This is a genomic window from Succinimonas amylolytica DSM 2873 (assembly GCF_000378405.1).
Lineage (GTDB): Bacteria > Pseudomonadota > Gammaproteobacteria > Enterobacterales > Succinivibrionaceae > Succinimonas > Succinimonas amylolytica.
Map to the genome: position 1 here is coordinate 1094918 of NZ_KB899636.1, position 14560 is coordinate 1109477.

A 14560-nucleotide genomic window follows, 5' to 3' on the forward strand; every position below is an offset into this window, starting at 1 on the left:
ATCGTGAGGCAGAACAAAGGTATGAAGGTTACCGCAGAATCCGGGTTTGTCAGAACCGAAAACTGGGAACATGACAAGCCTTTGAATCTTGATCTGTCAGGGTATATACGTCCTATGGCCCGGAAGGGACTTTTGGTGTTTTCCTGGTTTTATCTGGGAGCGGCAGCGCTGTTTGTTTTTTTTATTGTATTCCGGAATATCGCGGTGATTTTTCAGAGATATGTTGTTCTGATGGAGGCTGCGGCTGCCGTTCTGCTGTTTCTGGCCGGAAAGTGCTGGTTTGCCTATGCCCGGAACTCCAGCCGCTTTCTGAGATGGGAGCTGACGCCGGGAAGAATTCTCTCCATATCCGAGGATGCCCAGGGGCATTCCTTTCTGGAAATGGAGTTCTGTCCTTCGGGAGTCAGTTCCGACCGGGTGGTGTTTACCGAGGAGTACAACTGTCCTCTTATAGACGAGATCCGGAAAACCGGACTTAATGCTCTTCCGGTACTGTATCAGCCGTCCCGGGCTGATCGCGGAGCGTATTATGTGGATCTCCGGTTCCGGAATGACGGTCTTAACCGTGACAACCTGATCCGTCTGGAGTCCGCAGAATCGGGAGTTCCGGAATAATTACAGAGCAGGCGGGAAGGTACTGCAGCTTTCCTGAATGGAGTTGCTGCTCTTTTCTGGAGCAGTACCGGAGCGGAAGTGTTTTAGTCTTGATGAAACAGGTCTCAGGTACTACAATGAGGCCTGTTTTTAAAGTGCTGCGGCGTTTTTGCGGCATGCCTGACCGCAGCGGAGTTTCCGGCACGAAGCCGGACTTTTAATTTGCCGAAGACTGCGATGGGCGGGGTTTTCCGGAACCGGCGGCGGTTCTGTTTTACCTGGAGAGATTTTTTTTAGCAAGGGTTTATGTTTTCATGAAAATCGTATCAGTTGATGAAGTCCTTAAAGGGCAGGTGAATGTTGGTGACAGGGTGCAGGTTCGTGGCTGGGTAAGAACCCGTCGTGACTCCAAGGCAGGATTTTCCTTTATCGCAGTATATGATGGCTCCTGTTTTAATGCATTGCAGGTTGTTGCCGGTAAGGATCTCTCGAATTATGCTGATGAGGTGATGAAGCTTACCACTGGAAGCTCGGTTATTGCCGAAGGTGTTGTTGTTGCATCCCAGGGCAAGGGCCAGAATTATGAGATGCAGGCAGATTCTGTTTCCGTATGCGGGCTGGTGGATAATCCTGAAACTTATCCTATGAGCGCCAAGCGTCATACCCCGGAATATCTCCGTGAATATGCACATCTCAGAGCCCGTACCAATATTATGGGTGCTGTGCTCCGGGTCAGGAACTGTCTGGCGCAGGCTATTCACAGATTTTTTAATGAAAACGGCTTTATCTGGATCTCTACTCCGCTGATTACCACCTCTGACTGTGAGGGGGCTGGGGAAATGTTCCGTGTTACCTCTCTGGATCTGAATAATCCTCCCAGAACTCCGGATCAGAAGGTGGATTTCAGCAAGGACTTTTTTGGGAAGGAGGCCTTCCTGACTGTTTCCGGACAGCTTAACGCCGAAACCATTGCCAGTGCCATGTCCAAGGTTTATACCTTCGGACCTACCTTCCGCGCTGAAAACTCCAATACCACCAGACACCTTGCAGAATTCTGGATGGTGGAACCGGAAGTAGCCTTTTATGATCTTAATGACAACGCCCGTCTTGCTGAAAATATGCTGAAGTATGTTTTCAGGGCTGTTCTAGACGAGCGGCGCGACGATATGGAGTTTTTCTGCGAGAGGGTTGATCCGGAAGCCATTAACCGTTTGGAGCACTTCATAAACTCCGATTTTGCCCAGGTTGACTATACCGATGCCATTGAAATTCTGAAGAACTGCGGCAAGAAGTTTGAATATCCAGTGGAGTGGGGGATTGATCTTCAGAGCGAGCACGAGCGCTATCTGGCCGAAGAGCATTTTAAGGCTCCGGTGGTGGTAAAGAACTATCCCAAGGATATCAAGGCCTTCTACATGCGTCTTAATGATGACGGCAAGACCGTTGCTGCCATGGATGTTCTGGCTCCGGGAATCGGCGAAATTATCGGAGGCTCACAGAGAGAGGAGCGTCTGGACATGCTTGACAGGAGAATGGCAGAGATGAATCTTGATCCCAGCAATTACTGGTGGTATCGGGATCTCCGCCGTTATGGTTCTGTGGTGCATTCCGGATTTGGTCTGGGCTTCGAGAGACTGATTGTATATGTAACCGGACTGGGCAATGTCCGCGACGTGATTCCGTTCCCGCGTACTGTTAATAACGCACTCTTCTGATTTAACTGGGGGAGACTCTGAATTAGGTCCGGTGCGGGAATGCTCAGAGATATATACCGTACTGCAGAGGTTGTTTGAGAGATTGCCGGCATCGTCCTTGAGTATGGACTGTGCCGGTTATTTTTTTGATGGCGTTTTGGCGTTCCGAATGTCTGAATTTCGATGGCAGGAGCATGAAGCGCCTGCCCCAGACGGGAGTTCCGCTAATAGAGTCTTCCCGTCTTCCGTCTATTCAGCCCCTTCGGCCTCCTCCTGTTTCTTGCGGTTTTCCACAAGCTTGATTATCTCCACGTTGATTTTTTCCACAGGTGAAAGCTTAATGTCCTGCGATACCGGTTTGTACCAGCCGGTTTTGTCAAAATAGCTCTGGAGATCTGGGCTGTTGAAGCTGTAGCCGTGTCTGGCCATGATCTCGTTCCGCATGAGGCGCAGCGTCTGGTAATCGTATTGTTCCAGAAGGCCTTCGTTTATAACCTGATCTGCAGTAAAAAGGAATCTGGGAGTATTGGGATCCGGATAGAGCATTTTGTAAATCCCTTCCGTGGGGGTTCCTTCGGGATTCTTGATGTCCTCAAAATCCTTGATGTAGCGAATTTCGAGCCCCTTTAAGGTTTGCTGCGCTTTTACGTAAATGCCGTCCATTTTGAAAACCGGTATCGTAAAGTCGTACTCTTCTGCAAATTCCAGCCGCTCTGTTCCTTCTGGAGTTATAAGAATGCAGCCATCCTCCCGTTCTCCGGGGTTGAATGATGAGGGATCTTTCACTTCCTTGAGATTGTTCGTGAGATCCCCCAGAGTGAACACATAGAGATTCCCCTTGTTGTCCAGATAGCGCCCCCGGAGGGTGAGGTAAACGTTATTCAGGTCAATAAAGTGGGTTCCCCAGACGTCAATTACTGATTTGTCGAGAGGGGTATAGATGTGAGTCAGGTGTCCCTTGGAATCCTTGATGTGGAGCATGCTGTATTTTTTGCCGTTGCCCTCTGTAATGACCAGCTGAGCCTGTTTGTCATCAGAGAATTCCGATTTTACCGTGCCGCCCGTAACTTTGCCGTTCTTGGTTTTAAGGTCGGTAAGGGTTGCCTCGTATCCGCCCTCATGCATGGTACCGCCGGTAAACTTTAGAGATTTGGCGTTTTTAGTATGCTTTTCGGGATGGTAGAACACAAAACCGTCATGCCAGCTGCTGTTACGGAGATCGTCATAGAATCCCATCTCGATGGCCATGACATTATTAAGTGATGATGTTGTCAGCAGCATCCCGGCTGCAGCAACAATAAGCTTCAGAGATCTGTTCATATTACTGCTCTTGTGATTATATTAAGATGGTCGTAATCATTTTAAGGCATCAGGAATTATAAGCAAATAGGGCAGGGAAATATGGTGTTCCCGGCGGATTTGCGGAAATTCATGCGTGAAGGGGCTATAAACCCGCGTTACGTAAATCCTTGCATGATTGTGATCTCGGATGGTATTCCACTTTGGTATTTTGAGATCTTTCTTGTTTTTTTGACAATAAATCTTCTTTAGGCTGCTGATTTATGTGACAATGATTTGAGGCATGACCTCTTCGTTGTTTCTCCTCTTCTCCTTTCATTTCGAAGAGGCATGTCTTTTGTTGTAATGTTTGTACCGAAAAGGTTCCAGACATGTTTGGATGTTGTGTAAAAATATGTCTGAGAGACGTTTTTATTGTGCAGACGGTGTGCAGGCATAGTCCCGTAACAGCTTCAGAACGAGACTGAAACCGGAGAGGTGGTGCTGATGTTTTTTGGCACGAATCCCGGATTTCATTAAATTATTACTATTATTATCATGGAACATCGAAAAGCCACTCGCTCTTTTACCAATCATATTGCGTATGTATTTATAACACTGATTATCTGTGTAATTATTGCTCTTACCTCGGTGTCCTACCTGATTACCTCTACCAATATTACCAACGGATTTATCCATCAGTATGTTCCCAACCGAACAGAGCTGGTTCTGAATAAAATTGAAAGCTATATTAAGCCTTATATCAGCGTGTCGGCCAATATGGCAAACTCCTATTACACTATTCGCTGGCTTCTTGACGAACACGAGAGCGAGGAAGGCCGAATTCAGTATGAACAGGATCAGAAAGCGATAATAAAGCAGAATCAGCTGACCAGCACTTTTCTGGTTTCCCTGATCAGCAATACCTACTACATTCAGGGGCAGAATGAAGGCGGGATTGATCTCAACGGTAAAGATTCCTGGATGAACTATATTATAAATTCCGATCGTGATTTTCAGGTAAACATTGATTACCGGCGTGGCAATGACAACGATGCGATATTCATGTTTATCAACTACAAGGTAAAGGATCCTGCGGATGGACGGCTTATAGGAATTACCGGTACTATTGTGAAAATCGATAAGGTTATGCAGATGTTTTTCGACCGCAGGCTAGGCGAATCCGGGTATTATTATGCCATTAATAATGATGGCCTTATTCAGATGCATCCGAACAAGGAATATATCCTGAAGACCAAGGTTAAGGATCTAGATGGAAATTTCCCGTCTCTGGTAAAGGGGGATGGTAACAAATTTCGGATTACCCGTTACACTTCGGCAGTGGATCATCAGGATTACATTATTGCGGCGGAGTACCTTCCGGAACTTGAATGGACCGTTGTCGGCAAAATATCGGTGAAGGAAAGCTTTGCGCAGCTGACGAGAATTCTGCATGTTTCGATTTTCATTTCAGTCGTGGTTCTGCTACTGGCCTTGATAGTCACCTCCATAATTTCACACCGATTCAGGCACCGTATTGGTGAGATGACTAACAATATGACGAAGTTTATGAGTTTCATCTCCAAGGAAATTGATGCTCATGATATTGAACTGAGACGTACCTCCATTTGCGACGAGCTGGGCAATATGTCCAATGAAATCTGCGACAGTGCCGAGTATGTGCAGGAGCTGATGAGCATGCAGGATCTGCTACGCACGGAAATCGAGAAAAATACCTTTGAGATTATCGATAAGAACAAAAAGCTGCGGGCGCTATCCAATCAGACCATTTATGCTTTGGCCAGTGCCATTGATGCCAAGGACCACTATACCAGGGGACATTCGCTGCGGGTGGCCCAGTATTCCCGGGAACTGGCGCGGCGTATGGGAAAAACTGAATTGGAGCAGGAGGAGATATTCAATGTGGCGCTCCTGCATGATGTGGGCAAAATAGCGATTCCTGATAGTATTATCAACAAGCCTGCCAAACTGACAGACGAAGAATTTGCTCTGATAAAAAGTCATCCGGTCAAGGGGTATGAGATTCTGAAGGATATTTCGGTAATGCCCAATCTTTACATCGGGGCGCGCTGGCATCATGAGCGCTACGACGGCCGCGGTTATCCAGACGGTAAGTCGGGGATCGCTATTCCGGAAATAGCCAGGATTATCTGTGTTGCCGACTGTTATGATGCCATGACATCCGATCGCAGCTACCGCAAAGCGCTGCCGCAGAATGTGGTGCGTTCCGAAATCGAAAAGAATAGCGGAACCCAGTTTGATCCTGAAATTGCGAGGATTATGCTGGAGATGATCGATGAGGATCGGGAGTACATGATGAGAGGGATTTTTTCCGTCCAGTCTTCCCGTTATGCGGATATTCAGATCACCAGTCCACTGAACCCGGCTCCCTTGAAAACCTGTCAGCAGCTGGTTTAGTGTTCCGGATCTGCTTTAGCTCCTGATGCTGGTTATAGAGGGGTTATTTCAGTGTAGTAGCCTGCTGCGGGGGAGTTTTGGGCGGGGGAGCTTTGCGGTCCGGCTCCCGTTTTATGCATTTAACGGGACAGACGCTGATACAGTGAGGCTCGGGATAAAAACCGGCGCATTCGGTGCAGAGCCCGGGATCAATGACAAAGGTTTTGCCGTTAAAGGAAATAGCTCCCAGAGGGCAGTCGGGCTCGCACATTTCGCAGTTAACGCATTTATTGTTTATTTTACATGCCATGCCGTTTTTTTCCTGTATTTGTTCATGAAGCGACACGCGGCAGCCGTACTACCAGGGCAAAGGCGGCATTTTGCGGTTTTGCCGGGGTTTTCAGGGATACCGTATGACCGTCTCCCAGGGCCGCGGCCACTGAGACTCCTTTTTCGGTCATGGCCTCTACAGTCATGAAGAAGCTTCTGCCCGGGGTCAGGATCTCAAGGCGATCTCCGACATCAAAGCGATTTTTTACTGCAATCTGTGCTGTGCCGTCTTCGGCAATATTCAGCACCTCGCCTACCACCTGGCTTCCGTCGGTAACGCTGTTGCCCCATTCGTAGTTCTGATAGTCCTGAATCGGGTGTCTGACCAGAAAGCCGTCAGTCCAGCCCCGGTTTGCCAGGGTACTGACCTCGGCTAGAATTTCCGGTGTTACGTCTTCGCCCTGCACGGCAAGATCAATGGCTTTCCGGTATATCGATGCGGTGCGGGCACAGTAGTAGAAGGACTTGGTTCGTCCTTCAATTTTCAGAGAGTCGACACCGATTTCCGCAAGCCTTTTAACATGCCGTACAGCGCAGAGATCCCGGGAATTCATGATATAGGTGCCATGCACATCCTCATCCACAGGCATTGGTTCTCCGGGGCGGCCCGGTTCTTCAATGAGATAGCTGTGATCCGCAACGGGGCCGATACCGATATCGGGAGAGGCGGAGACAAGATCACCTTTACTGTCCTCACGGGCCTGCCTAAGGGTGTATTTCCAGCGGCAGGCATTGGTGCAGGCTCCCTGATTGGAATCCCGGTGGTTAAGGTATCCCGACAGAAGGCATCTTCCGGAATAGGCCATGCAAAGTGCGCCGTGGATGAATACTTCAAGCTCGATATCCGGACAATGCTGCCGGATTTCCGCGATTTCCTCCAGAGAGAGCTCCCTGGAGAGGATGACTCTTTTTATCCCCTGACGTTCCCAGAATTTAACACTGGCATAGTTAATGGTATTGGTCTGCACGGACAGATGAACAGGCATCTCCGGAAAGTTTTCCCGCACCATCATGATAAGTCCGGGATCGGACATGATGAGGGCGTCCGGGCCTAGTGCCACCAGATCCCCGATATCATGGACAAAGGTTTTCAGCTTGCTGTTATGAGGCTGCAGGTTTGCAACTGCGTGCATGCGCTTTCCGGCCTGGTGCAGCTCCTGAATTGCTGTTGCCATGGATTCCAGATCGAATTCGTTGTTGCGTACGCGGAGGCTGTATCGCGGCAGACCGGCGTAAACGGCATCGGCACCGTAGGCTATTGCATACTGCATGTTTTTGAGAGTTCCGGCAGGGGAGAGCAGTTCTGGTTTTTTCATGAGGGATCCTTAATTGCGGATAGCGCGCTATCAGTGTCCTGTCCTGTTCCGGTACTTGCAAATCCGGCGGGGCCGGAATCCGGAAATAAAAAATCCTCCTGCCGGCTGGCAGAAGGACGGTAATTGGTGGAGATGGCGGGATTTGAACCCGCGTCCCAAAAGGATCCATCTCTATGTCTACATGTTTAGTCGCATTTATTTAGTGCTTTCGTCCCGGACCGCGAACCGACACGCTGTCTTAGGATATAGCCTGGTTGATTTAAGATTACTCCTGCAGACGAAGGATACATCCGATTCGGTATAAGTGACCCAAGATTGCTCCCCTACCGAAGAGAGAGGTCTCAGGGTAGCCTGCCAGGTTTTTAAGCTGCGGCTACTGGCGCATGTACTGCTTTAGGCAGCCATTGCAAAAGAGTCATCGTTTGCGATTATCTTTATTGTGTGTGTTTTAAGAGTTACGCACAACCCTCTACATGCGATATTGACTTCACTCTTCCGGTCGAATCCAGAATCATCCCCTCTGTTAATAAAAAAAGTTACTGCGTTAATTTTACACTGCCGGTCTGAAAAAGTAAAGAACCGGAGGCTCAAAGCATTGAACGGCACGAATCAGTTATGCCCGTGACATAAGGGATTAGCCGCGGAGACTCTTTTTCATGATGCGCTCCTTGCTTCTCTGCCACTCTTTCTCCTTGAGGGAATCCCTCTTGTCGTGAGCCTGTTTGCCGTGGGCGATAGCCATTTCCAGCTTTACGAAGCAGCGGGACCAGTAAAGCTTGAGCGGTACTGCTGTAAAGCCGCTTTTCTGGGTCATGCCACGTACCTTGTCAATCTCCCTTCTGCTGAGAAGGAGCTTTCGGGTTCTGGTGGGATCGCAGACCACATGAGTTGATGCCATTTTGAGCGGTGTGATGTTCGCTCCGATAAGAAAGGCTTCTCCATCCTTGATCAGAATATAGCCGTCTACGATACTGGCTCTTCCCGCTCTCAGTGATTTTACTTCCCACCCCTCCAGGACGATACCGGCTTCGATTCTCTGATCGATGAAATAATCGTGACTGGCCCGCTTGTTTACGGCTATGGGACGATCATTCACAGTTTTTTTGTTATTCATGTCATCTCCGCAACGTATTTGAAATCTTCCTGGTTTCATGGCTTCTCAGAATACATTCAATGTTTCTTTATTGCAATAGTATCCTGCAGGAACACCACCCCGGGAATAAAAAAGTGCAGAAATTTTCAGGCATAACGGAATTCTTCGGGAGGTTCAGCTGTGATTTCGGCTGCTTCCTGTTGCAAGCAGGAAGGAGATCCCCCGGTAAAGCCGTTCCTCCGGATGATTGAAATGGCCTCCAGGAGTTCTTTCGAATACTGTCCGAAAGCCAGGACGGTTTCGGGCAGCCCGGAAAAAGGCTGCGCAGTTTGTACTGCAGGAATTCAGAATCATGCTGGCACTCCGGCATTCTCCGGTTCCCAGGCTGAGGTAAATATCACCCGTCAGATTACCGGCACGGGGAAGAATACAGTCCCGGAATCCTGGATACCACAGGGAAGGAGATATTGCAGCAGCTCCCGAAAACACAGAGCTTTCCATAAGGAACCAGATTGCAAAGAGTCCGCCCAGGGAATATCCGGCGAGATATCGTTTTCTGACAGTGCTGTTTCTGCCTTCTGCTTCCGGAATAAGACGCTGCTCCAGAAATTCACGGGTTTCTCCGGCCATTCCGGCAAATTCCGGGCCTCCGAAGGGAGACGGGGCGGGCCAGGGGGTGAGTCCGGAATTCCAGTCCGGTATTCTGAAGGAGCAGATCATGAGTGCATCCGGATTTGTTTCCAGATTCTGAACGGGAGATCTGAGCTTTTTTGCGATAAAACCGGATACGGGCCAGCTTTCGAAGGGCGGTTCCGGAGTCCGGAAGCTGCGTGGGGGTGGCGGTTCCGGATAGAACACTGCGGTATCCGGACTGTCTGAAATGGAGAATACGGCATATTCCGCTTTGGGCCCGATGCTGTCCCGGTATGGAAGAACGCCCTTACGGACAAACAGCGGTTTGTCATAATGACGTGTCATGGACATCATACCTCCCTGCCTGTCCCTCGGACGGCATTACTGTACCGTTTTCCAGGATTTCTGCGACCATGATCTCTCTTTACCGTAAATCGCAATTGTTTTAAAATTGTCCTCTATATGATTTTTAATGCTGATCACAAAATTGATATTCAGGAAATTCAGATGACGGAAAGATTTCGCCCTTATGTAACCGTAGCGGCCATTATTGAATGCCGGGGAAAATTTCTTCTTGTTTCAGAGTATGACGAGGCGCCATACCCGGTATACGGACAGCCGGCAGGACACCTGGAGGGGGGCGAGGATCCCGTGGCCGGAATCCGCCGTGAGATTCTTGAGGAGACCGGGCTTCAGTTGAACCCTGACGGTCTTTCCGGAATTTATACCTATGTAAAGAAAAACGAAACTATTCAGAGATACTGCTTTTATGTTCACGACGATTCTCTCCCTGAAATTCTGAAGCCTCATGACCCGGATCAGGAGATTCTTAATGCCCGCTGGTATTCCAGGGAGGAGCTTAAGGAGCTGGAGCCTCAGTTCAGAACTCGGCTGGTTAAACTGTCTCTGGATGATTATTTTGCCGGTGCCAGGTACCCTCTCAGCATTCTTCGTGAGGTCAGACCGTAGTTTACGATCCGGTTTTCGGAATCTGGACGGAAAAACGGAATCGGGCGGCCTGGAGTATAGATGCCAGAACGGCGTCTTGTGAAAGCGGAGGATATATGGCTGAAAAAGTGGTGGTAGGAATGTCAGGCGGAGTGGATTCTTCGGTATCCGCTCTTCTTCTCAGAGAACAGGGCTACGAGGTGGTGGGCCTTTTCATGAAAAACTGGGAGGAGGACGATACTGATACCTACTGTTCCGCCGCCCAGGATGTGGCCGATGCCAGGGCTGTGTGCGACAAAATCGGCATTGAGCTTAAAACCGTTAATTTCGCGGCCGAGTACTGGGATCGGGTTTTTGAAAACTTCCTCTCCGAATATCAGGCCGGCAGAACCCCGAATCCGGACATTCTCTGCAACAAGGAAATCAAATTTCGGGCTTTTCTGGAATATGCACTGGAAGATCTGGACGCGGATTATATGGCTACGGGGCACTATGTGAGACGGACCTTTGAGCAACATCCGAAGCTGCTTCGCGGCACAGACCCCAACAAGGATCAGAGCTACTTTCTCTATACCTTAAGCTACGAGCAGATAGGGCATTCCCTGTTCCCGGTAGGAGATCTGCTAAAGCCCGAGGTCAGAAAAATAGCAGAAAAGGCTGGTCTTGTTACAGCCCGGAAAAAGGATTCCACCGGCATCTGCTTTATCGGAGAAAAACGTTTCAATGAATTCCTGAACCGGTTTATTCCTGCTCAGAAGGGACCGATTGAAACAGTGGACGGTCTGGTTATCGGTGAGCATGACGGACTTATGTTTCATACTCTGGGGCAGCGCAAGGGACTGGGTATCGGCGGGCGGAAGGACAGTACCGACGACCCGTGGTACGTGGTGGACAAGGATGTGCCGCGGAATGCCCTTATTGTGGCTCAGGGCCAGAATCATCCCCGACTGATGTCCCGGGGGCTTATTGCCGGAACTCTCTGCTTCACCACAAGGGAGACTCCTGCGGAGGGCCGTTATACTGTGAAGACCAGGTACCGGCAGCCGGATATTCCCTGTGAGCTTATTGACATCGGTGATGGTAAAATTAAAATTATATTTGATACCGAGGTGGCGGCGGTTACTCCGGGACAGAGCGCAGTGCTTTATGACGGTGAAGTCTGTCTTGGCGGCGGCATAATCGAGGAAAGGCTAAAGGAAGTATAATCCGGAGGAGTTTTTTTATGGCAGACAATATTGCCGTGCAGGCGCTGGCACTGGCGGCTGTGAGTCAGGGAGCCGCTATTATTCAGCAGATTTCCCGCTTCGGAACCTGGGATCAGGACAGATCCGAGGAGGCTCCGCTGGCGCTTCTCAGGGCTCTCAGGGTGGAAAATCCCGGTACTGCCTACGATGTGTATCCGGACAGGGATATGGTCCTTGGCTATCAGACATTCGTGGATGCCTTTTCGGTTTCCGGCGGCTCTGAAAAGCAGGAGATGGAGCTGGCAAAATATATCCTGACCTTTTTGAGCCTGGGCACTAAGGTTTTTTATGACAGTGCCATGCTGAACAGCATCGACCGGGAGCTTCACAGTCTGGATGCCGTTTATTTTGCCGGAGAGGAACCTCGGGATATTCAGGACGAGTATGTTAAGGGGCTGGCCGAGCTTTACAAGAAGCTGATATCCTCCTGTCCCTACGGCAAGATCATGATTTACGGGAATGAAGAATATCTCAAGCAGGAAAAGATTCAGCAGCGTATCAGGGCACTTCTTCTGGCCGTGGTGCGGGCGGTGATTTTATGGAGACAGCTGGGCGGAAGCCGTCTCAGACTGTTTTTCCGGCGCCGGAGAATTATGGATTACATGGCTGATCATGTTCAGCGCATCTGAGTTTTTAGCGGGGGGGGCTGGAGATTGCTTCATGCCGGCCATTCCGGGGTAGCGTGTTAATCGTCAGATCAGGCGGAAGTGTCGGCATCTGACTTTTTTTGTTTATAACTGGAGTTTTCTGATGGAACTTGAACTTTCAACTCTGACGGCGGTTTCGCCTATTGACGGCCGTTATGCCGGCAAATGCTCCGAGCTGCGGGAAATTTTTTCTGAATACGGGCTTATGCGTTTCCGGGTAACCGTGGAGATTAACTGGCTTAAGAAGCTGGCTCAGGAACCGGGAATTACCGAGGTTCCGCCTTTCAGTGCCGAAGCTGTAAAATTCCTGGACGGCATTGTTGAGAACTTCAGCATTGAGGATGCCCGGGCCATTAAGAAGCACGAAAGTGTCACCAACCACGATGTGAAGGCCGTGGAGTATTTCCTGAAGGACAAGGTGGCTGCTTTCCCGGAAATCAGTGCCGTTAAGGAGTTTATCCATTTCGCGTGCACTTCGGAGGACATCAACAACAACTCCCACGCGCTGATGCTGAAAACCGCACGGGAACAGGTCATTGTTCCTCTTTTCACCAAGGTAATTGATGCCATTGCTGATCTGGCTCACCGTTATGCCAATGATCCCATGATGTCCCGTACTCACGGGCAGCCAGCATCGCCTACTACCCTGGGCAAGGAAATGGCTAATGTTGCCTACCGTCTGAGAAGACAGCTTAAGCAGATTGAAGACATTGAGATCATGGGGAAGATCAATGGTGCGGTAGGCAATTACAATGCTCATATGTCAGCCTATCCCGATGTTGACTGGAACAGATTCAGCAAGGAATTCGAAGAAAGTCTCGGACTGGTCTGGGATCCCTACACCATTCAGATTGAACCCCATGACTACATAGCCGAGCTTTTTGACGCCATTGCCAGGTTCAACACTATTGTGATGGATTTTGACAGAGATATCTGGGGTTATATCTGTCTCGGCATCTTCAAGCAGCGTACTATTGCCGGAGAAGTGGGCTCTTCTACTATGCCGCACAAGGTTAACCCGATTGATTTCGAAAATTCCGAAGGCAATATCGGCATTGCCAATGCCGTGTTCCGGCACCTGGCTATGAAACTTCCGGTAAGCCGCTGGCAGCGCGATCTCACAGACTCTACTGTGCTTCGCAATCTTGGGGTGGCAGTAGGCTATACCGAAATTGCCATGAAATCCACTCTCAAGGGTGTTAGCAAGCTGGAAGCCAATACTGCTCATATGCTGGAAGAGCTGGATCAGAACTGGGAGGTTCTGGCGGAACCGTATCAGACCGTGATGCGCCGTTACGGAGTGGACAAGCCTTATGAAAAGCTCAAGGCTCTGACTCGTGGTCAGAAGGTGAATCGCGAGATAATGATGAACTTTATTGAAACTCTGGAGATTCCTGAGGAGGGCAAGGCTGCTCTCCGGAAGCTGACTCCGGCCAATTATATTGGCAGAGCCGCTGAGTTTGCCCAGGAGATTTAATCTGATAACTAAAGATTCCGGTTTCAGGCTTTGCATTCCCTACCCGGAATCATAAGCCCTGCGTAATCACTGTCGTAAGCGCCGCAAATTCCCGTTTTCACGAGGATTTGCGGCGCTTTCTGTTGTTCAGGTTATCAGGTAATAAAAAATGATGATGCCCGGAAAACTTCCTTCGTGAGTTATCCCGGAAGGGCAAGATGAGCCTGGTGTAAATTTCAGATTTGGATAAGGCTTTTAAGGCGGAATTGATAGATGACGAAATGACACTGACTGTTCACATAATGGTTTAACCTGCTCCTTAAGCTATTCCCGTCAGGCCCAGTTAGTTTTTCTCGGCAGCACGATAGGTACTGCAGTGCGGGAGAAGCACGAATATCTGCCCTGTTTCCATGAGAAATGTATATCGTTCCAGCCCCTCTATTAACCGGCAGAATTCCTTTAGTTCTGCACGTGTCATTGCAGAGGACGTCTTTATGCTGGCAGACAGAATGACAGCCGGGTATTTCTGTTAATAACATTGCTGATAACTATGTGAATAAGTATGTGACAAATTTGTTGATAATCACTTCCTATCGGAAGATTGGACACGGGAGGAGGTGATTTTTGGATTTGCAATGAAATCATGCCGGTCGTGTTTGCGGTATGGTGGCAGGTGCTGGTTTCGGAGCCTTGTCGCAGTGATGGCTTTCCGGTTTCCGTCAGATGGGCAATGGTGTTTTTGAAATCATGGTTTTCCTTCATTCTGACTGCCGGAGGTGTAGGACTCTCCTCACGCGAAGCCGGGCGTATCGGATATCTGAGCCATGGACTCTCGCAATGGCAGTGTCATGCCTGAGGACTGGAGCTTCTGAAAATCTCGCCGGTGCTGTTGTTGAGACTGATAATGGT

At 49.3% G+C, this 14560-nt stretch carries 13 protein-coding genes and 1 other RNA gene; 8 read left to right on the top strand and 6 right to left on the bottom strand.

Annotation, left to right across the window (positions count from 1 at the left end):
- Positions 1-21: 21 nt before the first annotated feature.
- Complete coding sequence (locus F557_RS0104905) at positions 22-615, top strand: hypothetical protein (RefSeq protein WP_019001128.1); 594 nt, start codon at positions 22-24, stop codon at positions 613-615.
- 293 nt (positions 616-908) lie between these two features.
- The gene (gene asnS, locus F557_RS0104915; RefSeq protein ID WP_019001129.1) at positions 909-2309 is read left to right on the top strand and encodes an asparagine--tRNA ligase; all 1401 of its coding nucleotides are present in this window, start codon (positions 909-911) and stop codon (positions 2307-2309) included.
- 228 nt (positions 2310-2537) lie between these two features.
- Here asnS and F557_RS0104920 read toward each other — a convergent pair whose 3' ends face one another.
- Positions 2538-3608 carry a YARHG domain-containing protein gene (locus tag F557_RS0104920; RefSeq protein ID WP_019001130.1) on the bottom strand — a complete coding sequence of 357 codons (1071 nt, stop codon included), beginning with the start codon at positions 3606-3608 and terminating at the stop codon, positions 2538-2540.
- Positions 3609-4124: 516 nt separating this feature from the next.
- On the opposite strand from F557_RS0104920, the gene F557_RS21015 reads away from it, so the two are divergent.
- Positions 4125-6005 (top strand): HD domain-containing phosphohydrolase, encoded by a 1881-nt coding sequence (locus tag F557_RS21015; RefSeq protein ID WP_019001132.1) that lies wholly within the window; start codon positions 4125-4127, stop codon positions 6003-6005.
- A gap of 43 nt (positions 6006-6048) precedes the next feature.
- On the opposite strand, the gene F557_RS0104935 is transcribed toward F557_RS21015, so the two are convergent.
- The 5 genes from F557_RS0104935 to F557_RS18875 form a co-directional block, all read right to left on the bottom strand.
- Complete coding sequence (locus tag F557_RS0104935; protein WP_019001133.1) at positions 6049-6294, bottom strand: 4Fe-4S dicluster domain-containing protein; 246 nt, start codon at positions 6292-6294, stop codon at positions 6049-6051.
- Positions 6295-6316: 22 nt separating this feature from the next.
- A complete protein-coding gene (gene trhP / locus F557_RS0104940) occupies positions 6317-7630 on the bottom strand; it encodes a prephenate-dependent tRNA uridine(34) hydroxylase TrhP (RefSeq protein ID WP_019001134.1) in 1314 nt (437 codons plus the stop codon).
- A gap of 124 nt (positions 7631-7754) precedes the next feature.
- Positions 7755-8149: a transfer-messenger RNA gene (gene ssrA, locus F557_RS21715) on the bottom strand.
- 115 nt (positions 8150-8264) lie between these two features.
- Complete coding sequence (smpB, locus tag F557_RS0104950; RefSeq protein ID WP_019001136.1) at positions 8265-8744, bottom strand: SsrA-binding protein SmpB; 480 nt, start codon at positions 8742-8744, stop codon at positions 8265-8267.
- A 153-nt stretch (positions 8745-8897) separates the two neighbouring features.
- A complete protein-coding gene (locus F557_RS18875; RefSeq protein ID WP_019001137.1) occupies positions 8898-9707 on the bottom strand; it encodes an alpha/beta hydrolase-fold protein in 810 nt (269 codons plus the stop codon).
- 156 nt (positions 9708-9863) lie between these two features.
- Between F557_RS18875 and F557_RS0104960 the strand changes: the two genes are divergently transcribed.
- From F557_RS0104960 to F557_RS22135, 5 genes are all read left to right on the top strand, one after another.
- Complete coding sequence (locus tag F557_RS0104960; RefSeq protein WP_044142993.1) at positions 9864-10325, top strand: NUDIX domain-containing protein; 462 nt, start codon at positions 9864-9866, stop codon at positions 10323-10325.
- A 95-nt stretch (positions 10326-10420) separates the two neighbouring features.
- On the top strand, positions 10421-11509 hold the full coding sequence (gene mnmA / locus F557_RS0104965) for a tRNA 2-thiouridine(34) synthase MnmA (RefSeq protein WP_019001139.1): 1089 nt from the start codon (positions 10421-10423) through the stop codon (positions 11507-11509).
- A gap of 17 nt (positions 11510-11526) precedes the next feature.
- Positions 11527-12177 carry a DUF489 family protein gene (locus tag F557_RS21020; protein WP_019001140.1) on the top strand — a complete coding sequence of 217 codons (651 nt, stop codon included), beginning with the start codon at positions 11527-11529 and terminating at the stop codon, positions 12175-12177.
- Between the two features lie 121 nt (positions 12178-12298).
- Positions 12299-13672 (top strand): adenylosuccinate lyase, encoded by a 1374-nt coding sequence (gene purB, locus F557_RS0104975; protein WP_019001141.1) that lies wholly within the window; start codon positions 12299-12301, stop codon positions 13670-13672.
- A 622-nt stretch (positions 13673-14294) separates the two neighbouring features.
- Positions 14295-14507: a hypothetical protein gene (locus F557_RS22135; protein ID WP_157617748.1), complete on the top strand. Its 213-nt coding sequence runs from the start codon at positions 14295-14297 to the stop codon at positions 14505-14507.
- Positions 14508-14560: the final 53 nt, after the last annotated feature.